Origin of the sequence: Enterococcus avium, from assembly GCF_002891025.1 — a bacterium.
Classification (GTDB): domain Bacteria; phylum Bacillota; class Bacilli; order Lactobacillales; family Enterococcaceae; genus Enterococcus_A; species Enterococcus_A avium.
The window spans coordinates 469,896-490,557 of record NZ_NBSL01000002.1; the positions used below are offsets into that span (position 1 = coordinate 469,896).

Annotated in this window: 17 protein-coding genes and 1 tRNA gene; 13 read left to right on the plus strand and 5 right to left on the minus strand. The window is 39.2% G+C overall.

From position 1 onward, the window contains the following. Window positions 1-136: 136 nt before the first annotated feature. Entirely contained in the window at window positions 137-1,651 is a 1,515-nt protein-coding gene (gene zwf, locus AUF14_RS02420) for a glucose-6-phosphate dehydrogenase (protein WP_049219833.1), read from the minus strand. 175 nt (window positions 1,652-1,826) lie between these two features. Then, a complete protein-coding gene (locus AUF14_RS02425) occupies window positions 1,827-2,474 on the minus strand; it encodes a metal-dependent transcriptional regulator (protein WP_016180563.1) in 648 nt (215 codons plus the stop codon). A gap of 209 nt (window positions 2,475-2,683) precedes the next feature. On the opposite strand from AUF14_RS02425, the gene gltB reads away from it, so the two are divergent. Together gltB and AUF14_RS02435 are read left to right on the plus strand one after the other, a co-directional pair. Beyond that, the gene (gltB, locus tag AUF14_RS02430) at window positions 2,684-7,180 is read left to right on the plus strand and encodes a glutamate synthase large subunit (RefSeq protein ID WP_370447996.1); all 4,497 of its coding nucleotides are present in this window, start codon (window positions 2,684-2,686) and stop codon (window positions 7,178-7,180) included. 1 nt (window position 7,181) lies between these two features. Beyond that, on the plus strand, window positions 7,182-8,618 hold the full coding sequence (locus AUF14_RS02435) for a glutamate synthase subunit beta (RefSeq protein ID WP_016180565.1): 1,437 nt from the start codon (window positions 7,182-7,184) through the stop codon (window positions 8,616-8,618). A gap of 34 nt (window positions 8,619-8,652) precedes the next feature. Here AUF14_RS02435 and AUF14_RS02440 read toward each other — a convergent pair whose 3' ends face one another. Beyond that, window positions 8,653-9,009, minus strand: a complete 357-nt coding sequence (locus AUF14_RS02440; RefSeq protein ID WP_016180566.1) for a DUF4828 domain-containing protein — start codon at window positions 9,007-9,009, stop codon at window positions 8,653-8,655. A gap of 199 nt (window positions 9,010-9,208) precedes the next feature. Here AUF14_RS02440 and sfsA point away from each other — a divergent pair, with 199 nt between their 5' ends. The 4 genes from sfsA to AUF14_RS02460 all read left to right on the plus strand — a co-directional run bounded on the left by sfsA (window position 9,209) and on the right by AUF14_RS02460 (window position 12,408). Further along, entirely contained in the window at window positions 9,209-9,940 is a 732-nt protein-coding gene (gene sfsA, locus AUF14_RS02445) for a DNA/RNA nuclease SfsA (protein WP_016180567.1), read from the plus strand. Between the two features lie 19 nt (window positions 9,941-9,959). Next, window positions 9,960-10,961, plus strand: coding sequence for a Gfo/Idh/MocA family protein (locus AUF14_RS02450; protein WP_016180568.1), 1,002 nt, complete (start codon window positions 9,960-9,962; stop codon window positions 10,959-10,961). 8 nt (window positions 10,962-10,969) lie between these two features. Continuing rightward, entirely contained in the window at window positions 10,970-12,148 is a 1,179-nt protein-coding gene (locus AUF14_RS02455; RefSeq protein WP_016180569.1) for a DEAD/DEAH box helicase, read from the plus strand. A gap of 186 nt (window positions 12,149-12,334) precedes the next feature. Beyond that, a tRNA-Arg gene (locus tag AUF14_RS02460) sits at window positions 12,335-12,408 on the plus strand. Window positions 12,409-12,458: 50 nt separating this feature from the next. On the opposite strand, the gene AUF14_RS02465 is transcribed toward AUF14_RS02460, so the two are convergent. Continuing rightward, window positions 12,459-13,697 carry an aminopeptidase gene (locus tag AUF14_RS02465; RefSeq protein ID WP_016180570.1) on the minus strand — a complete coding sequence of 413 codons (1,239 nt, stop codon included), beginning with the start codon at window positions 13,695-13,697 and terminating at the stop codon, window positions 12,459-12,461. A gap of 148 nt (window positions 13,698-13,845) precedes the next feature. Then, a complete protein-coding gene (locus AUF14_RS02470; RefSeq protein WP_016180571.1) occupies window positions 13,846-14,289 on the minus strand; it encodes a flavodoxin in 444 nt (147 codons plus the stop codon). 368 nt (window positions 14,290-14,657) lie between these two features. Between AUF14_RS02470 and map the strand changes: the two genes are divergently transcribed. From map to rfbC, 7 genes are all read left to right on the plus strand, one after another. Then, window positions 14,658-15,422 carry a type I methionyl aminopeptidase gene (gene map, locus AUF14_RS02475; RefSeq protein ID WP_016180572.1) on the plus strand — a complete coding sequence of 255 codons (765 nt, stop codon included), beginning with the start codon at window positions 14,658-14,660 and terminating at the stop codon, window positions 15,420-15,422. A 15-nt stretch (window positions 15,423-15,437) separates the two neighbouring features. Next, entirely contained in the window at window positions 15,438-16,361 is a 924-nt protein-coding gene (locus AUF14_RS02480) for a YihY/virulence factor BrkB family protein (protein WP_016180573.1), read from the plus strand. A gap of 89 nt (window positions 16,362-16,450) precedes the next feature. After that, on the plus strand, window positions 16,451-17,569 hold the full coding sequence (locus AUF14_RS02485) for a glycosyltransferase family 4 protein (RefSeq protein WP_016180574.1): 1,119 nt from the start codon (window positions 16,451-16,453) through the stop codon (window positions 17,567-17,569). Between the two features lie 15 nt (window positions 17,570-17,584). Beyond that, the gene (locus tag AUF14_RS02490; protein ID WP_016180575.1) at window positions 17,585-18,379 is read left to right on the plus strand and encodes a glycosyltransferase family protein; all 795 of its coding nucleotides are present in this window, start codon (window positions 17,585-17,587) and stop codon (window positions 18,377-18,379) included. Window positions 18,380-18,394: 15 nt separating this feature from the next. Further along, entirely contained in the window at window positions 18,395-19,132 is a 738-nt protein-coding gene (locus AUF14_RS02495) for a glycosyltransferase (protein ID WP_049218834.1), read from the plus strand. Between the two features lie 68 nt (window positions 19,133-19,200). Next, window positions 19,201-20,070, plus strand: coding sequence for a glucose-1-phosphate thymidylyltransferase RfbA (gene rfbA / locus AUF14_RS02500; RefSeq protein WP_049218836.1), 870 nt, complete (start codon window positions 19,201-19,203; stop codon window positions 20,068-20,070). Between the two features lie 11 nt (window positions 20,071-20,081). After that, entirely contained in the window at window positions 20,082-20,654 is a 573-nt protein-coding gene (rfbC, locus tag AUF14_RS02505) for a dTDP-4-dehydrorhamnose 3,5-epimerase (protein WP_171030563.1), read from the plus strand. The last annotated feature ends 8 nt before the right edge of the window (window positions 20,655-20,662 follow it).

The window sequence follows — 20,662 nt, forward strand, 5'->3', positions numbered from 1 at the left end:
CTTTTCTCAAAATGTTTTGATTATTAAATGTTGCGATGATTATTCGAGTCAGGTCAAATCTTTATGATTTTTTATTCATATGTCTTTGAGGTAGCTATACAAAAAAAGCTGAGAAAAATTTCCCAGCTTTAATTATTTATTCTAATTGTCCGCGTTCACGGTACCATTGATCGGGTTGCCAAGCCCATTCATGTCCGTTCTTCGCTAAAAGATCGAAGGCACACTGTGGCCCCATTGTACCGGCTGCATAGTTAGGAAAGCCTGGTGTAGTTTGATCCCACGTATTACGTATGCGATCCACAATCTCCCATGAGTTTGCAACTTCATCCCAATGTGAGAAGTTGGTACTGTCACCATTTAAGGCATCTAACAATAGTTTTTCATACGCTTCAGGACTGTTTTCTGTGACTTCAGCACTTTGGCGGAAGTCTAATTTTACTGGTTCAGTATTGAAGCCTTGACCAATTTTCTTTCCATTAAGGGTTAACGAGAAGCCCTCTGTTGGTTGGATGTAAATGGTTAAAATATTTTGTGGTAATTCTCCACCACCGGCTTCTTCTTGCTCGAAATTAAAGACGTTGACGGGGACTTGTTTAAAGACGATATTTATTCTTGTGCCTTTTTCAGTCATGCGTTTTCCGGTTCGAACATAGAAAGGAACGCCTGACCAGCGGAAATTATCAATTAAAAATTTTCCGGCTACAAAGGTTTCCATCAAAGAATCTTCAGAAACATTTGGTTCATCGTGGTAAGCAACAAATTTTTTGTCATCTAACATTCCTGCGTCATATTGTCCGCGAACAAAATTTTGTAATACTTCTTCTGAATCATAGCGACGAATTGCTTGTAAAACTTTTACTTTTTCCTCACGAATGGATTTATTGGAGAAAGAAGTTGGAACTTCCATTGCTAGTAAAGCTACGACTTGCAGGATATGATTTTGAACCATATCTTTTAGCGCACCGCTGTGTTCATAGTAACCGCCACGATCTTCTACTCCAAGCGCTTCGGAAAATGTAATCTGTACGTTTTCAATATAGCGATTATTCCAAAGGGATTCAAAGATATTATTGGCAAAGCGGATCACCGAAATATTTTGGATCATTTCTTTTCCTAGGTAGTGGTCAATTCGGAAAATATCTTGTTCTGGAAAAACTTTTCGGATTTGGTTGTTCAGCTCATTGGCAGAATCATAATCAAAGCCAAACGGTTTTTCGATTACTAAACGATTGTAACCGGTGGACGTCAAAATTTCTTGTGATTTTAAATGATTGACGATTGTTCCAAAAAACTGAGGTGCCATGGCTAAGTAATATATGCGATTTCCTTTTAAACTATATTTGTCATCTAATTGATCAGACAATTCTTTCAATTGATCGTAATGTTCAGTATCGTTGACGTTGTGGGACAGATAGTAAAAATGATTTGAAAATTCTTCTGCTTCTTCCTCAGTTGGTGTAATGTCCTTGATCGTCTCGCGAACGATCTCGCGGTAGTGGTCATCACTCCATGGTCGTCTCGCTGTACCGATTACAGCAAAATGCTCTGCTAAGTTGCCTTTTCTATATAGGCGAAATAGCGAAGGATATAGTTTTCTTTTCGCTAAATCGCCAGTTCCACCAAATATGGTAAATAATGCTGCCTGTTCCATATATTCCACTCCTAGTTTCTTTTAATGAATTTATTTTTCTCTCCACGAATACCATCCAACTAAGCAATGTATCTCATGTGAGAAGTAAAATCGAAATCCTCACTTGATTGATGTGTGCTGTAAAAAGTTGGATTAACATCCTAGTTCGTTTTAATAATAACAAGTTAATGACCAGCTACAGTGAATCAACAAAAATTGTTGACGCTGCTTTGTAACTAATTGAAACCTCTTTTTGTTCATTTTGTAAAGTAATTGGTCCTTCATAAGCAGCAATATTTGTGATCTTGTATTCTTCATGGATTTTGACGCCCAGATCCATCAAATAATCGAGCAGATCCTTTTCATCCAAAACACGGGCTATTCGAACATTGGTGCCTTCAGGATAACTTGCTAAGGTTTGACGATCTTTTTCGTGAACTGTTTGATCCTGCTGTGGAATCATTCCCCCATGAGGACAAAATGTTGGATGATTTAAATAATGATCCAATTTTTGTTCTAGTTGTGAAGAGGTCACGTGCTCTAATACTTCTGCTTCATCATGGACTTCATTCCATGAGTAACCAAGATGATCAACTAAAAAGACCTCCCATAATCGATGCTTACGGACTAGTGTACTTGCTTTTTCTAAACCGATCGGGGTTAATTGAACACCTTGGTAAGGAGAGTGTTCAACCAAGCCTTCTTTCACTAGCTTATTGATCATCTCACTAACAGAAGCGCCAGAAATGGACAAACCAGCAACAATTTTTTTATTACTAACTTTTTCTTTGTCGCCACCTAATTCCAATATTAATTTTAAGTAGTCTTCGCGATTCGGTGTCATTGATGTTCATCCTTTCGTAACGAGGCATATCAGATTAAGTTTACCAAACATATCACATTTTTTCCATTTGATTGGACCGGTGTTTTGAAGAATTGCTACACAAATAACATGAGTAATAAAAAAAATATTCTAAGAATCCTTGCCTATCTAAAAAAAAAAAGGTAGTATATTAAAAATAAATGAGAATTGTCAAACTATTTAAAGGATTGATGTCAATGACAAAGCAACAAGTAACAGAGGCCCCGACCATGTATGATCCCTCATTCGAGAAGGATGCATGTGGTATGGGCTTTATTGCTCAGATGGAAGGGAAGGCTTCACATCAATTAGTGAAGCATGCGTTAACGATGTTAGAACGTATGAATCATCGTGGAGGAACGGGAGCGGAACCTGAAACAGGGGATGGAGCCGGGATTTTAGCGACGATTCCAGATAAATTCTTTCAACGTGAAGCGAAAACTGCTGGGGTAAATTTACCTGATCGTGGTCAATATGCTGTGGGGATGTTCTTTTTACCAGCGGAAGAAAAACACAAGAACGGTTTACAGCAAGCTCTTGTAAAAGAAATTGAAGCAGCCGGGTACTTGGTCCTTTGGCAACGTGATGTTCCGTTCCAATATGAGAATTGTGGTCCAGGAGCACAAAAAGTGATGCCTAGCTTTGTGCAATTATTCATAAAGCGTCCATTAGAAGTTCAGACTGATCGCGATTTTGAAGATCGACTGTATCGATTGCGCCGCAAATTAGAGAGAACGTACCATGCAGGCGAAATGGCTATCTGTAGCTTATCTAGCAAAACAATCGTTTATAAGGGCATGCTGCATGCTTATCAAGTCGGGATTTTTTATGATGATCTGCAGGATGAAGATTTTGCAGCTAGTATTGCAGTTGTTCATTCCCGTTTTTCTACCAATACTTTTCCTAGCTGGGATCGCGCTCAGCCGTTCCGATTTCTTGCTCATAATGGCGAAATCAACACGTTGCGTGGTTCAGAAAATTGGATGAAGAGTCATGGCATTGAAGTGTATAACGAAGAAGATTCTGACTCAGCGAAGTTAGAAAATTGTATGGAATATTTATATCGCAACGGTCGTGATATTCCTCATGCATTGATGATGATGGTGCCAGAAGCTTGGTCGGAAAAGGCCAACCTAGGGGAAGAAATGACAGCATTTCAGGAGTATAATGCGAGTTTTATGGCCCCTTGGGATGGACCGGCGGCATTATGCTTTACAGATGGTGAAATGGTGGGCGCAACGCTGGATCGAAATGGCTTGCGACCTTCTCGTTATTCGATTACAAAGGATGGTTTTGTTCAAGTGGCATCTGAATCAGGCGTGGTCGACTTTGAACCATCAAATGTGATTGAAAAAGGTGTTCTAGGACCAGCAAATATGATTTTAGTTGATACTATCAACGGAAAATTTTACCGTAATCAAGAAATTAAGGAAAAGTATGCCAAATCCCATACCTATAAAGATTGGCTGGCCGAGAATCGAATTGAACTGTCACAACTTGCAGAAGCGGAAGAAGACGCAGCAATGTTGACCGAACAAGAACTGCAAAAGATGTGGAAGTTGAATGGCTACACGGATGAAATTATCCGTGATGAATTATTACCTATGGCGGAAAAAGGTGAGGAACCAGTTCTTTCAATGGGATATGATTCACCATTGGCAGTTTTGAGTGACAAGCCACAATCTTTGTTCACGTATTTTAAACAGCAATTTGCTCAAGTCACCAATCCGCCGATTGATGCGATTCGCGAGCAGTTAGTGATTGGAACAGAAATGTTTTTAGGCCGTGATGGAGATATCCGAGTTGATGATGCGCATAATTGTCAGAAATTAAAAATTAAAAGTCCTGTACTCAGCAGTGCTGATTTTGGCAAAATCGTTCAATTGAACACAAAAGAACAAAAAGCAGTGACTATCTCAACCTTATATTCAGTTGGTGGACAGAATGCTTTAGAAGATGGCTTGGAACAAATGTTTAAAGAAGCTGAATCCGCTATTGATAATGGTGGGACAATCTTGATTCTAAGTGATCGTGGCGCAGAAAAAACCAAAATGGCAATGCCGATTTTACTGGCTGTCTCAGGTGTGCATAATTATTTGGTGAGAAAAGGAAAAGCTTCGTTAGCGAGCCTAGTCGTTGATTCAGCAGAAGTTTGCGAAGTACATCATTTTGCCACCCTTATTGGTTATGGTGCTAGCGGCATTCATCCTTATGGCGCATATGCAACTTTGAATGACTTTGACATTGAAAATGGTCTGGAAAATTATCGGAAAGCAGCTGAAAAGGGAATTGTAAAAGTAATGTCACGGATGGGTATTTCGACGATTGCGGGATATCACGGCGCTCAATTATTCGAAGTCGTAGGTATCAGTCAACCAGTGACAGAAAAATACTTCACTGGAACGGCGAGCCGTATTGGCGGGTTATCGTTAAACCAAATTGAAGAAGAATACTTACAACGTCATCAATTAGCTTATGGGCCACAGCAAAATGATTTACTAGCATCTGGCGGTAGTTTCCAATACAAAGCGGATGGTGAACATCATTTGTTCAATCCTAAGACGATCTACAATTTCCAACAGGCGGTTCGTTCGGGAGATTATCAACTATTTAAACACTATGTTGATCAGATGAATCAGGAAGCGTTAGAAGAGCCTACTAACTTACGGGCGTTATGGGAATTTAAAAAAGAGCGTCCGGCAGTGAAGCTTTCTGAAGTCGAGCCCGCAACTAAAATCGTGAAACGGTTTAAAGTTGGTGCGATGTCCTATGGTTCATTGAGTGAAGAAGCCCATCAATGTATTGCTGAGGCGATGAACAGTATCGGCGCGAAATCCAATAGCGGAGAAGGCGGCGAGAATCGTAAACGTTTCAAACCGCAAGCAGATGGCAAGAATTATAATAGTAAAATCAAACAGGTTGCTTCAGGTCGTTTTGGTGTAAACGCTGAATACTTGATGAGTGCCGAAGAGTTACAAATCAAAATGGCACAAGGGGCAAAACCAGGTGAAGGCGGACAGCTGCCTGGTAACAAGGTATTTCCTTGGGTGGCAGAAATTCGAGGATCGACGCCAGGAGTGCGTTTGATATCACCGCCGCCGCATCATGATATTTATTCGATCGAAGATTTAGCGCAACTGATTTATGATTTAAAAGCTATTAATCCGTATGCGAAGATCAATGTTAAATTGGTTTCAAGTACCGGTGTAGGAACGATCGCAACAGGTGTTGTTAAAGCTGGCGCAGATGTTGTCGTGATTTCTGGTTACGATGGTGGAACTGGCGCCTCACCGCGAAACTCGATTCGTGATGCAGGTTTGCCATGGGAAATGGGTGTCGCTGAGGCGCACCAAACCCTAGCGATGAATAATCTACGTCAACGAATGACCTTGGAAACTGATGGGAAATTGATGACTGGTCGTGACGTCGCCATGGCGATTTTACTTGGCGCCGAAGAATATAGTTTTGCCTCACTTGCTTTGGTAGCGATTGGATGCGTAATGATGCGCGTGTGTAGTTTAAATACTTGTCCGGTCGGTGTGGCGACACAAAATCCAGCATTGCGTAAATTCTTTGTTGGGAAACCTGAGCATCTGATCAATATGATGTATTTTATCGCCGAAGATTTGCGTGAGATTATGGCTGAACTAGGTTTTAGAAGTATTGATGAAATGATCGGCCACACAGAAGTATTGGAGCCGCGCTTTATTGCAAAAGGCAAGGCAAAATCATTAGATTTTTCTCGAATGTTATCAACAAGTATTGGCATCGAACGTAAAACAGAAGATCCGTTTAAAGAAAAACGCGAATGGCCTGAATTGGATCAATTTGCAGAAGGCGCGATTAAAAACGGGGAGCAAGTGAAAATGAGCGCTCCAATTAATAATGTCAATCGAACAGTCGGCGCGCGAATGGGCGGATGGATTGCTGAACGATTTGGTAATTATCAGCTGACTCCTGGTCAAATCCAATACACATATACCGGAATTGCTGGTCAAAGTTTTGGTTCATTTATCACACAAGGGATGGAGCTGAAACTAATTGGTGAAGGAAATGACTACGTGGCCAAAGGACTAAGTGGAGGGCGAGTGATTATTGTACCGCCTAAAGATGCTGCTTATGACGTGGAAAATTCTCCAATTGTTGGAAATGTAGTTTGCTTTGGTGCAAATCGTGGGGAAGGCTATTTCCGCGGGAAGGCTGGCGAACGTTTCTGTGTTCGAAATAGTGGTGCCAACGTGGTGGTTGAAGGAGTCGGTGATCATGGCTGTGAATATATGACTGGCGGTGTTGCTGTCATTTTAGGCCCAACTGGTCGAAACTTCGCGGCTGGTATGTCTGGTGGAGTCGCCTATGTCTATGATCCGAGCGGAACGTTTGCTGACAAATGTAATTTAGAGATGGTGGATCTTTATAAACTCGGCGAAACCGGAGATGATGCTGTCTTGAAAGAAATGATTGAGAAGCATTTGACTTACACAGATTCATTAAAGGCCGCTGAGTTGTTGAATGATTGGGAAAATGCTCAAAAGCATTTTGTTAAAGTATATCCAAGAGAATATCACGAAATGGTTCGTGTGACTGAAGAATTAGCCAAAACCGGTTTAGCAGGTGATGAGCTGATCGAAAAAGCGTTTATAGAAGTGATCGGCGAACAAACCGTACCGGCTGGAAAGGAGCGTGGCTAGGATGGCAGATCCATTTGGCTTTTTAAAATATCCTCGGAAAGACAATCCTTATCGACCGGTTGAAGAACGAATTCAAGATTGGGAAGAATTACAAAACCCACTCGGTGTAGAGGAGCGAAAAAAACAAGCAGCGCGTTGTATGAACTGCGGAATTCCTTTTTGCCATACCGGAATTTTCTATGGCGGAAAAAGAGCTGTCTCAGGATGTCCAAATGATAATTTGATTCCGGAATGGAATGATTATGTCTACCGCGGTGATTTCAAAAATGCATTTGATCGTTTAGCTAAAACGAATCCTTTGCCTGAAATGACTGGTCGAGTATGTCCAGCGCCTTGTGAAAAATCTTGTACAGAAGGTTTGAATGGCTCAGGTGTAGCCATCCATGATAATGAACGATTCATTATTGACAATGCCTTTGAGCAGGATTGGGTCAAAGCTGATGGCATGCCGACTGAACGGACCGACTTCAAGGTTGCAATCATTGGTTCTGGTCCAGCAGGACTGTCGGCAGCTTGGCGGTTGAATCAGCTAGGTCATCAAGTAACGGTCTATGAACGAAGTGACCGTGCTGGTGGATTATTGATGTACGGTATTCCGAATATGAAATTGGATAAGGAAATTGTTCAACGACGAATCAATGTAATGGAGGAAGTTGGCATTACATTTGTATTGAGTACAGAAGTTGGCGTTGACGTTACGGCAGATGAGCTGCAAGCAAAATACGATCGTATTATTATTGCTAGTGGCGCTAGCGTTCCGCGGGATCTAAAAATCAAAGGACGTGAGCTTCATGGCATCCAATTTGCGGTAGATTATCTGACTGAATGTACAAAAGACGTAATGAAGCACGGAAAAAAAGTCACTGATCGAAAGCTCGCTGGTAAGCACGTTGTTGTTATCGGCGGTGGAGATACAGGAAATGACTGTATTGGTTCAGCGATTCGTCAAGGAGCAGCTTCTGTTAAACAGCTAGAAATCACCCCGCAATTACCTGCTCAGCGTACAGCAAATAATCCTTGGCCGGAGTATTCAATGATTAATCGCGTAGGGTATGGACAAGAAGAGGGCGCATTGAAGAACTCAGAGCTAACTTCTTATAATACCTCTACAACTGCTTTTATTGGTGCTGAACGAGGACAAGTAATTGCGATCGAGACAACGCAAGTCGATAGCCAGTTCCAACCGATTGCCGGAACAGAAAAAACTTTAAAAGCTGACCTTGTTTTGTTAGCGATGGGCTTTACAGGAGCCGAGAAGAATTTACTTGACACTTTTGGGGTTCAGGAAATCTATGAAGATTATACGACAAATAATGAAAAAGTTTATGTGGCAGGTGATGCTAGACGCGGTCCAAGTCTTGTCATTTGGGGAATTCGTGAAGGCCGTAAAGCCGCAGAAAACGTGGATCAGATTCTACGTTCGTTGATTCATCAATAAAATAAACGGATGCCAAATTGGCATCCGTTTTTGTCTAATTATTTACAGGGGTAATTGGAAAAGAGACATCATCTAATTCATCATAAAGGCTAACCGGAATACCATTCTTTGTTTTGATCAATAAATGATAGCCATATTGATCCTGAATTGCCAATTTTTGCTCACTCAATTCAATAAGCTGATAGATAATAGCGGTGCCATCTAAAACAATTGAAAGATCAGGATAGATTGTAATGGTGTGATGTTTGTGCTCTTTTGGATGAGTGAATTCCCAAGAACCAACATAAAGGCTATTTAAGTCCTTTGCGTCACGTTTACGAATAATTTTTGAACCTACTGCTGCCACACCAAGTGATGTCGCACTGAGGAACACGGGCCATTTGAATCTCATCCAAAAACTCCTTTCACAACTGTATAGATAAAATTTAATAAATTTGATGGATTTCTTAGCCTATTTCATTGACTGAGAATGTAAGATATAAAATTTACGGACATTCTCATAGGCTTTGTTATACTATATAATAAAGTCTGTCATCTTTCCATCCGACTTAAGGACTATTTAACTATTTTTAGAAGGATTTTGATAATTAATGAAGTATTCGGAGATTCACTTAGCAGCTTTTACTGAAAGAAGCAATCGATTTATTGCCCGTTGTCGGTTATTAGAATCTGGAGAAGAGATTATCACTCATGTAAAAAATACAAGGCGGTGCAAAGAATTATTACTTTCCAACGCAGTAGTAGCGGTAAATCATCAACCGTCTGACAAACGGAAAACAGCCTATGATCTTGTTGCAGTCAAAAAAGGAAATATGTGGATTAATATTGATTCACAGATTCCTAATGCTTTAGCAGCTGAAGGAATTTTGGCAGAGAAGATCTGTTTACCTGGATTAAAAGGTTCTATCATTTATTTAAAACGGGAATATGTCTTTGAACGCTCGAAATTTGATATTTATTTTGAGACAGATCAACAAGAAAAGGGATTTGTTGAAGTAAAAGGGATGACATTAGAAAATCAGGGGATCGGCGCTTTTCCTGATGCACCGACAATCAGAGGATTAAAGCATGTGCAGGAATTACGAGTCGCTCAAGCCTTGGACTATCATTGTTATGTTTTATTTATCGTACAATTTTCTGCAATCCAAGCGGCGACGCTTCACCGTCTGATGCAGCCGGCACTTTATCAAGCAGCAGAAATGGCTATGGCAGACGGTGTGCAAATTTTAGCGTATAATTGTGAAGTAGATCAGGAAACCATTTCGATTAAAGAGTCTGTCTCCTTTGATCTGAAACAAGAATTTATTGATCCAAATCAATGAGTGAAAGGTGGAGAAAATTATGATTAACTTAGGTATTATTGGAACAAATTGGATTACTGATCAATTTGTCCAAGCAGCTCATGAGACGGGGAAATATCGCCTGGCGGCAGTTTATTCTCGGCGATTAGATACGGCACAAAAATTTGGTGAAAAGTATGGCGATGTCGAGTATGCGACTGATCTTGATACGTTTTTCGGTCTTGAACATGTAAATACCGTTTATATCGCTTCACCAAACAGCCTTCATTTCGAGCAGGCAAAGCAAGGAATCTTAGCTGGCAAAAATGTGATTGTCGAAAAGCCCGCTTTTTCAACGCCGACAGAAATGGATGAAATTATTGAGTTGGCGAATCAGAAAAGAGTATTTTTCTTTGAAGCGGCTCGTAATATTCATGAGAAATCTTTCAAAACGATTGCTGATTTTTTACCATCGAAAGATCAAATTATCGGCGCGGATTTTAGCTTTATGAAGTACTCTTCGCGTTACGATCAAGTTTTGGATGGAGGAGAACCCAATATTTTTTCTCCGCATTTTTCAGGCGGCGCGTTGGTTGATCTGGGCGTATACCCGATTTATGCGGCGTTAGCTTGGTTTGGTATGCCAAAAGAAAGTGTCTATTTTGGTCAAAAAATCGCAACTGGTGTTGACGGCTTTGGAGTAGGTGTTTTACGATACGATAATTTTGACGTAACGATTCGGACAGGTAAAATCAATGATAGTTTTCAACAATCTGAGATTTATTTAGTGAACGGAACCTTAGTGATGGATGCTGTCAATTCTATTAGCGAAGCCATTTTTCATGATCGAAATCACCAACGTAGAGAAAAGCTGGCTGTGCATCAATTAGAGAATCCGATGGTTGAAGAGGCAGACGAGTTTGCCCGAGTGATTTTGAATCCAACAGATCGCAAGTTGGGCACGGACTATGAAGAATGGGTCGAATTATCCCGAAATGTGAATCAAGTAATGTATGATATGCGAAAAAGTGCGGGCATCATTTTTGATGCGGACGAGAAATAGAGGAATCCATGAATAATCAGAATTTTGTACCATTTTTACAAAAAAATTGGGAAGAAGCGGGGTTTCAAAAACCAGCATTGATCCAATCAAAAGTTTATGACTTAATTAGTGAAGGAAAAAATTTAGTGGGTATTGCTCCGACTGGCAGTGGTAAGACCTTAGCTTATTTGTTGCCATTAATCAATAGACTTGAAGCTGGCATTCCCAGTCAAGTGTTGGTCTTAACTTCTTCACAGGAGTTGGCGATGCAAGTTGTAGAAGTCGCTCGAAGCTGGATCAGCGGTTCAGGAATGAAAGTTCAACCTTTGATCGGCGGTGCCAATGTCAAACGTCAACAAGAAGCACTGAAGAAAAAACCAGAATTATTGGTCGGAACACCTGGCCGTGTGCTGGAATTGATTATGGCAAAAAAAATCAAAGCTCCCAACATCAAAACACTCGTATTTGATGAAGTAGACCAGCTGGTTCAAGGTCAAAGCTTGCAGTTGATTCGAAACATTCTAAAAGCTACGGATAACAATGCGCAACATCTGTATTTTTCCGCAACTGCTGATGTCGTATTAGATGAATTGAATAAGATTGAATCTGAGCTGATTGTGGTAGATGTAAGCGAAGAAGATGACAGTCAAGGTGAGGTACAACACTTTTATTTAGAGACGAGTGAGCGTAAAAAAGTTGATCAGTTGCGTCGTTTGTTAAATCTACCCGAATTTTTGGGGATGATTTTCTTTAATCAGTTAAGTGATATGGGCAGTGCTGAGGAGAAATTACTCTATCACCAGTTGCCAGTTGCCAGTTTGGCTTCGGACCAATCGAAAATATCCCGTAAAGGGGCGATTGAGCAGTTCAAAAAGCATCAGATCCTAGGATTGCTCACAACTGATTTAGCTAGTCGAGGATTAGATATTGAGGCCCTGTCATTTGTGATCAATGTTGATGTCCCATTAAGCGAAGAAAGTTACTTACATCGTGCAGGAAGAGTCGGCCGAATGGGTAACGCTGGGGTTGTGATTTCCTTTGTTACGCCACAAGAAAAATCAGACTTAATCAAAATTGCTAAAAAACTGAACTTAGCAATTTCACCGATCTATTTATTTGGCGGAGAGCTTTTAACAGAAGAACCAATAAAACAAAGCGAACCAAAAAAGAAAAAAAGTAAAAAGAGCAAAGGGAAGAGACGGAAATAAGTCTCTTCCCTTTGTTCTTTTTAAAATAGCGAATGCAACAAAGTTCTTCGGATTCTTATTTGAGAAAAATTCATGAATTAGTAATAGAGGACCATCGTAATTTTTCATTTTTTTAGAATGTCTTCATTAAATTTAAGTTAGTCATCTTGCTAAAATAAGTTAAAATCGCTACAATAATAGAGGCATGTTCTCGTAGCTCAGTAGGATAGAGCGATCGCCTCCTAAGCGATAGGTCGCTGGTTCGATTCCAGTCGAGAACGTAAAAACAGCACGTAGAATGAAAAAATTCTGCGTGCTGTTTTTGTTTTATTTAAGCCCAATCACCATTTCTAAAGATTGGAACTTTTGAACCATCTTTACGAATGCCATCAATATTCATTTGAGCAGAACCCACCATGAAGTCGACATGAGTCTGGCTGCTATTCAAACCAGCCTCAGCCAATTCGGACTTGGTCATTTCCGTTCCACCCTGCACACTGAAGGGATAAGCTGCGCCCAACGCTAAGTGATTTGATGCATTTTCATCAAATAAAGTATTGAAGAAAGTTATTCCAGATTGAGAAATTGGGGAAGGATCTGGAACTAAGGCAACCTCACCAAGGTGTTTCGCTCCTTCATCAATATCCAATAATGAGGCTAAGACATCAGCTCCCTCTTTAGCAGAAAACTCAACGACTTTTCCATCCTTGAAGGTGAATTTCATTTCATTCAAAGTTGTGCCGGCATAGCTTAATGGTTTTGTACTGGTGATATACCCATCAACACGATTGCGATCAGGTGCTGTAAATACCTCTTCCGTCGGCATATTAGCCATAAATTCATTACCATCTGCAGCAAAACTGCCAGCACCCTCCCAAACATGATTTTTCGGCAAGCCAATCATAATATCTGTACCTGGAGCGGTATAGTGTAAAGCAGAAAATTGTTCCTTGTTTAAACGTTCTGCTTGCTCACGCATTGCTGCATCATGCTCTTCCCATGCTTTAACAGGATCATCTGAATAAATTCGAGTTGTTTTAAATATTTCATCCCAAAGTTTGTCAACTTGTTTTTCACTTGACTCGAGATTAGGGAAGACTTTTTTTGCCCATGCAGGACTAGATGCAGCTACTACTGTCCATCGTAATTTGTTTGATTGCGTGGCTTCCATCACAGCTTGTAATGCTTTGCCACGGGCTGCTTGATAGCTTGCTACACGATTTGTATCGACACCTAATAAAGCATCTGGATTTTGTGAAACAATACTGATTCGGGTGACCCGTTTTTCAGCAAATGTGTTTGCTTCATCTACTTTATAAGTGGGAACTTCATTGATTCGTTCCTCTGCTGCATGACTCAAAAACTCCCGTTGAATTTCATCATCATTCCATTGGACAATAACTTCTGCTGCGCCTAATTGATAAGCTTCTTTTGTAACAAGCCGAGCTAATACAGCTTGATCAACACTGGCGTATACGACAACAGTGTCATTTTTCTGTACATTTACACCAACCTTTGCAATTAAATGGGCATATTTTTCTAAGAGTGTGTCAAAATTAGCTAAAACCATTTCTATCCCTCCAATTCGATAGTCCTATCTTAGCATTTCTTCGATATTCTAAAAAGAAAATGAGATTCATTAATGTATATAATAATTCTGAAAACCTTCATAAAACAAAAAAAGATGCACCAATTGTTTTGGTACATCTAGGTTTCACTTATGCTATAGCTGCAACAAGCTTTTTCGCGAAAGCTTCTAAGTTTTCAATATCTTCTTCTTCGGCAGCCATTTCCACTTTTACACTTTCTGCTCCTCGAGTGGCTCCAGTCTTTGCAAAGGCGGCGTCAAAATCATCAACAGACTTACAATATTGATCATAAAATGTATCGCCAGATCCGCAAACACCAAAAATTTTTCCGTTTAGATCTAATTCCTGTAGTTCTTCGTAAAAGTCTACGATTTCATCAGGAAGGTCGCCTTCGCCATAAGTATATGTCGCAACCACACAAATATCCGCATCTTCAAAATCTTCAGCGTCAACCTGTGTACATTCATCGATTTCTACATCTACATCTAAATTTTCGAAGGCTTCAGCCACAATATCTGCGATTTCTTCGGTGTTACCAGTCATACTGGCGTAAACAATTTTTGCTAATGTCAAAAGAATTCCTCCTTATTAATTTGAATGAATTAATTTTACAAGGAAAATTTCATTCAATTTCGAATGTCGAATCGGTCTTCTCATTAAAGCAAGAAGAACTAATTAAAGTTGAACGGACATCCGTAGCTTTAAGCTAAATTTATGGTCATTATATCAAAATAGAAATCAAAAGGAAATCACTGTTCTCTAACCATTTGTTCGCTTAATAGGGTTATGTTAAAATGGACAAGATGAAAAAGGATGTTCGTCCAGAGATTCACAGACTTTTAAAGCGGCATTAATTCCAATCAAGAGAATTTCGCTTAGCTGGATGACCGACAAGAATATTTTCACCAGAATATAATTAACAAAAATAAGGAGACGAGAAAATGATTACTTTGAAATCACCCCGAGAAATTGAAATGATGAATGAGTCAGGTGAATTACTGGCTGATGTGCATCGTCATTTACGGGATTTCATAAAGCCGGGAATTACCAGTATGGATATAGAGAACTTTGTTAGAAACTTTATTGAAAGTCATGGTGGTGTGGCTGCTCAAATCGGCTTTGAAGGATACGAATATGCAACCTGCTGCAGTATTAACGACGAGATTTGTCATGGTTTTCCAAGAAAAAAACCTTTAAAAAATGGAGATTTAATCAAGGTTGATATGTGTGTAGAGTATAAAGGTGCAATGTCTGATTCTTGCTGGTCTTATGCGGTAGGAGAAGTGACACCAGAAATTAAACGGTTAATGGAAGTAACAAAAAAAGCTATGTACTTAGGTATCGAACAAGCACAGGTGGGCAATCGTATTGGTGACATTGGTCATGCTATTCAAACCTATGCTGAGGGCGAGGGATTTTCAGTTGTACGTGATTTTGTTGGACATGGAATTGGACCAACAATCCATGAAGAACCTGCAATTCCACATTATGGTGTGGCTGGCAAGGGCTTACGATTAAAAGAAGGCATGGTTATTACTATTGAACCAATGATTAATACTGGTGTTTGGCAAATGAAGATGGATCCTAACGGCTGGACAGCTTATACTCAAGATGGTGGTTGGTGTGCGCAATATGAGCACACGCTAGCAATTACGAAAGAAGGACCAAAAATCTTGACTTCACAAGGTGAAGAAGGAACTTATTAGAACGACGAGGATGCTATGGGGCCAATAGATAAAATTAAAAATAACAAGAAATTAATGGATTTCATCCAATCAATCCAAAAACATTTAGCAGAGACAGAAATAGGCGACCGCTCAGTGGTAGTTGCCTATTATTTGTTGCTATCCTTTTTCCCTATCTTGATTATTGTTGGTAATTTGCTGCCGTACTTTAACATTACTCCTGAAACAGTTTTGCCTTATTTGAGCGAGGCCATTCCTCCAAATGTCTTCAGTTTTTTGAAGCCAGCCATTACAAGCTTGTTAGAAAGCAGTTCAGGTGGAATGCTTTCCATTTCCGTTTTAGCGGCATTATGGTCATCAAGTCGTGGGATTAATGCTTTGCAAACCGCACTTAATCGTGCGTACGGTGTTGAAGATCGTGGAAATTTCGTTATTAGCCGTATTGTGTCGGTTGGAATTGTTGGTGTACTAATGATGGCAATCATTGCTGTCGCACTTTTTTTCAGTGCAGGACAAGTGATCTTGGATGCTTTGCAGCAATTGTTGCGTTTCTCACCGGATATTATCAATACTTTCTTAGCGTTACGTTGGCCTGTAACATTGATTGGCTTATTGGTTATCCTTGGAGGTCTGTATATTGTCATTCCCAATGCACATGTACGGATAAAATATGCATTGCCAGGAACCGTTTTTGCTACGGTGGGCTGGATAGTTCTAGCTCAAGGCTTCAGTATTTACGCACGTACTTTCGCTCAACGTGTGTCAGGATATCAAATCATTGGAAGTTTTATTGTTTTAATGTTTTGGTTGAATTTTGCCGCTACCATTATTATTTTAGGCGGAGTATTAAATGTGACTATCGAGGAATATCGTACAGGACAAGAGGTTAAGGAAGGATCTAATCGTTTGAATAAATGGTTGAATAAATTGAAGGATCGCTTCATTAAAAAGAAAAAATAATTTCAAGATTTTTTGTAAGATTTCATGAGAACCTTGTAAAGGTGGTTGAATCCTTTATAATAATTTTTAGTAAAAAGGCAGGTGTCAACATGTTAGTATCATTCGGATTGATCATTAAGTACTTTTTAACATTTTTGATCGCATTAATTTTGACTCCGATTTTTAAAATAATTTCGGTACAAACTGGTTTGGTCGACAATCCTAATGCGCGCCGAATGAATCAAGTGCCAATGCCAAGTGCTGGTGGCTTGCCGATTTTTATTACTTTTGCTATTTCTTCACTATTTTTATTTCGTGATGCGATTCCTTTTGATTATATTAGTAAAATTTTGTTAGGTGCTTTAATTATCGTAATCACAGGCTTGCTAGATGATAAGTTCGAACTTTCTCCAAAACAAAAAAGTATAGGTATTTTACTGGCTGGTCTAGTGATCTATTATTACGCTGGTATTCGCTTTGACTTCTTTACCGCTCCATTATTCGGTCGAATTAACTTAGAGTGGCTGAGTTTGCCAGCTACATTGTTTTGGATTTTTGGTATTACGAATGCATTGAATTTGATCGATGGATTGGACGGACTTGCTTCAGGTGTATCAATCATTAGTTTGATGACAATCGGTATAATAGGGTATTTCTTTTTGCATTCATCACAGGTGTTTATATCTTTAGCTATTTTTTGTTTAGTTGCAAGTATATTAGGTTTTTTCCCATATAATTTTCATCCGGCCAAGATTTATCTAGGCGATACTGGAGCTCTGTTTTTAGGTTTTATGATTTCTGTATTAACTTTACAAGGCTTAAAAAATGTTACCTTTATCTCTTTGATTACTCCCTTAATTATTCTGGGTGTTCCAGTGACAGATACCTTTTTTGCCATGATACGTCGTAAAACAAGCAACATGCCAATCTCAATGGCCGACAAGCAGCATTTACATCATCGCTTATTGAATTTGGGATTTACTCATCGTGGAGCTGTATTAACGATTTACGCCATTGCCGTATTATTTTCTTTTACTGCATTATTATTAAACTATACGAGCAGAGTGGGAACGATTGTTTTGATTATTGCAATGGTTTTTGCTTTGACTTTCCTGTTAGAGTTGATTGGGTTGATTCCGGAAAAATATGGAATTATTACAAAAAGTTTTCGTTTCTTTGGGAACAAAGAGTACCGTTCGCAGGTATTGCGCAAATATTTCAAGAAATGAGTGTTGACGTCCCTTATGAAAGTAAATGATATGAATGTGACTGTTAGCATTGTGACTCATAACAGCGATAAGATTTTTTTAAGTCTAGATTCATTAATCAGATCGCTAGGTAAAGATCAATCAATTCAAATTAAGATTTTTGATAATGCGTCTGAAGTGAAATACCAAGAACGTTTAGCAAAATACCTTGAGTATTCATTTGTATCGATTGAGTTCTTTGAAGAAAATAAAGGGTTTGGCTTCGGACATAACGCGAATCTCTTAGGTGTTTCTGGTTATGGAATTATTTTTAACCCCGATATTATATTGTCAGAAAATCATTTAAATGAAATGGTTAAGCATTTAGCTGATCATCCCAAATGTGGACTTTTGGCTCCCAAAATCTTGAATGAGGATGGAACAACACAATACCTAATACGTAATCATTTAGATGTCTTTGATTATATGCTTCGGTTTATTCCGTTTAAGTTTGTTAAAAGGCTGTTTGCAAAACGGTTAGCAAAATTTGAATGTCGTGATTTACCGGATGATCAAGATAGTTTTGTACGAATGATTTCTGGCAGCTTTATGGTGGTGGATCTAGTCAAGTTCAATGAAATCAATGGATTTGACGATCGCTACTTTATGTATTTTGAGGACAATGATCTTTGTCGTAAAATGGAGCAAGCTGGCTACAAGGCGTTATACAGTCCTCAATTTTCAGTTATTCATTTATATGAGCGTGGAGCAGTTAAAAATCAACACTTATTTTTCATTTTTTTACAGTCCATGAGAAAATACTTTCAAAAATGGGGCTGGCAATTCTTTTAAATTTGGAGGTAGGGGATGCTAAAGCAATCCGAGAAGCGGATATCTGTTTGTATGGCAACGTACAACGGCCGTCACTTTATTGAAGAACAATTGAATAGCATATTCCCACAGCTCTCGGAGCATGATGAGTTGATTATTTCCGACGACCATTCAACAGATGGAACGTGGGAATTTTTATTAGAGTTGGAAGCAAAAGATTCACGGATCAAGCTTTTTCGAAATAATGGACAAGGTTTGATTGCTAATTTTGCAAATGCAATTGAAAAAAGTGCGCATTCAATTATTTTTTTGAGTGATCAGGATGATGTTTGGCTTCCGGATAAGGTAAAAAAAACAATGCCTTATTTTGATAATCCTCAAACACAGGCTGTCATTTCTGATTTGGTTATTGTGGACAATAATTTTGAAGTTTTGGTTCCTTCTTATCAAGCGATGCGCCATACGCATTCTGGTTTTTGGCATAATCTCGTGAAAAGCAGTTATATTGGTGCCGGTATGGCATTTCGATCGGGATTAAAAGAGATTATCTTACCGATTCCGCAAGAAGTTCCGATGCACGATATGTGGATTGGCTTATTAGCTGATTATTATCGAGGAGTTGTCTTTATTCCTGATCAATTGGTCTATTATCGTCGTCATGGTTTGAACGCTTCGGAAATCAAGACCACTGCTTCGCGCATCCAACAATTTAAGTGGCGCTGGAATGCGTTGCGATTGGTAAGAAAAAGAATAAAAGAAATCAAAAAAAAATAGCAAAACGATTCTTCTAATAACTAACATCAGGTATAATATGTTCGTATGTATTAAAAAGGAGCGTAATTATGAAAGGAATTATCTTAGCAGGGGGTAGCGGAACTCGTTTATACCCTCTAACTAAAGCAACCTCGAAACAATTAATGCCGGTTTATGATAAACCAATGATTTACTACCCAATGTCAACATTGATGCTGGCTGGGATCAATGAGATTTTAATTATCTCAACACCACAAGATACACCAAGGTTTGAAAATCTTTTTGGAGATGGAAATGAATTAGGCATCCACATTGAGTACGCTGTTCAGGAAAGTCCGGATGGCTTGGCACAGGCTTTTATTATTGGTGAAGAATTTATTGGCGATGATAGTGTCTGTTTAGTTCTGGGAGACAATATTTATTATGGTGATGGATTGTCCCGCATGCTGCAACGAGCAGCTAAGAAAACTGAAGGTGCAACAGTTTTTGGTTATCATGTAAATGATCCGGAACGCTTTGGCGTGGTGGAGTTTGACAATGAGATGCAAGCCGTGTCAATCGAAGAAAAACCTGAAAAACCAAAATCTCACTATGCAGTAACTGGTTTGTATTTCTATGACAATGATGTAGTAGAAATTGCAAAGAACATCCAGCCTTCTGAGCGTGGAGAGTTAGAAATCACTGATGTAAACAAAGAATATTTAGTACGCAATAAATTATCTGTAGAAGTAATGAGTCGCGGATTTGCGTGGTTAGATACTGGTACTCACGAATCATTATTAGAAGCGTCAACATTTATTTCAACGATTGAGAAGCGTCAAAATTTGAAGGTGGCTTGTTTAGAGGAGATTTCCTATCGAATGGGCTATATCACAAAAGAGCAATTGATCGAACTCGCCCAACCATTAAAGAAAAATCAGTATGGGCAATACCTATTACGTTTAGCAGAAGAGGAATAAGCATGGGGAAAATTAAGGTAACAGAAACAAATTTAACAGATGTAAAAATTATTGAACCAGCAGTTTTTGGCGATCACCGCGGCTTTTTCACTGAGAGTTTTTCAGTAGAAGACTTCAAAGCAGCTGGAATAGATTTTGATTTTATTCAAGACAATCATTCACTTTCAACACAACCAGGTGTGCTGCGAGGCTTGCACTTTCAAAAGGGAAAATCAGCCCAAACGAAATTGATTCGCGTTGTGACGGGAGCAGTTCTCGATGTCATCGTGGATATCCGTAAAGGAAGTCCAACTTATGGGAAATGGGAAGGTTATATTCTTTCTGAGCATAATCATCGTCAATTGTTAGTTCCTCGAGGATATGCTCACGGATTTGTTACATTGACCCCAAATGTCAATTTCATGTACAAGTGTGATAATTATTACGATGCAGAGGCAGATGGTGGTATTTCATTTGCAGATCCAGATTTAGCGATTGATTGGCCGATTGATATCGAAAAAGCCATCACATCAGAAAAAGATGCAAAACAACCAACCTTGAAAGAATTTGAAGCTGAAAATCCTTTCGTTTATGGTGAAATTTAAGGGGTAGA

Bases quoted from the DNA above. Each gene is read 5' to 3' on its own strand.
- zwf (WP_049219833.1), bottom strand. From the start codon at position 1,651: ATGGAACAGGCAGCATTATTTACCATATTTGGTGGAACTGGCGATTTA.
- AUF14_RS02425 (WP_016180563.1), bottom strand. From the start codon at position 2,474: ATGACACCGAATCGCGAAGACTACTTAAAATTAATATTGGAATTAGGT.
- gltB (WP_370447996.1), top strand. From the start codon at position 2,684: ATGTCAATGACAAAGCAACAAGTAACAGAGGCCCCGACCATGTATGAT.
- AUF14_RS02435 (WP_016180565.1), top strand. From the start codon at position 7,182: ATGGCAGATCCATTTGGCTTTTTAAAATATCCTCGGAAAGACAATCCT.
- AUF14_RS02440 (WP_016180566.1), bottom strand. From the start codon at position 9,009: ATGAGATTCAAATGGCCCGTGTTCCTCAGTGCGACATCACTTGGTGTG.
- sfsA (WP_016180567.1), top strand. From the start codon at position 9,209: ATGAAGTATTCGGAGATTCACTTAGCAGCTTTTACTGAAAGAAGCAAT.
- AUF14_RS02450 (WP_016180568.1), top strand. From the start codon at position 9,960: ATGATTAACTTAGGTATTATTGGAACAAATTGGATTACTGATCAATTT.
- AUF14_RS02455 (WP_016180569.1), top strand. From the start codon at position 10,970: ATGAATAATCAGAATTTTGTACCATTTTTACAAAAAAATTGGGAAGAA.
- AUF14_RS02465 (WP_016180570.1), bottom strand. From the start codon at position 13,697: ATGGTTTTAGCTAATTTTGACACACTCTTAGAAAAATATGCCCATTTA.
- map (WP_016180572.1), top strand. From the start codon at position 14,658: ATGATTACTTTGAAATCACCCCGAGAAATTGAAATGATGAATGAGTCA.
- AUF14_RS02480 (WP_016180573.1), top strand. From the start codon at position 15,438: ATGGGGCCAATAGATAAAATTAAAAATAACAAGAAATTAATGGATTTC.
- AUF14_RS02485 (WP_016180574.1), top strand. From the start codon at position 16,451: ATGTTAGTATCATTCGGATTGATCATTAAGTACTTTTTAACATTTTTG.
- AUF14_RS02490 (WP_016180575.1), top strand. From the start codon at position 17,585: ATGAAAGTAAATGATATGAATGTGACTGTTAGCATTGTGACTCATAAC.
- AUF14_RS02495 (WP_049218834.1), top strand. From the start codon at position 18,395: ATGCTAAAGCAATCCGAGAAGCGGATATCTGTTTGTATGGCAACGTAC.
- rfbA (WP_049218836.1), top strand. From the start codon at position 19,201: ATGAAAGGAATTATCTTAGCAGGGGGTAGCGGAACTCGTTTATACCCT.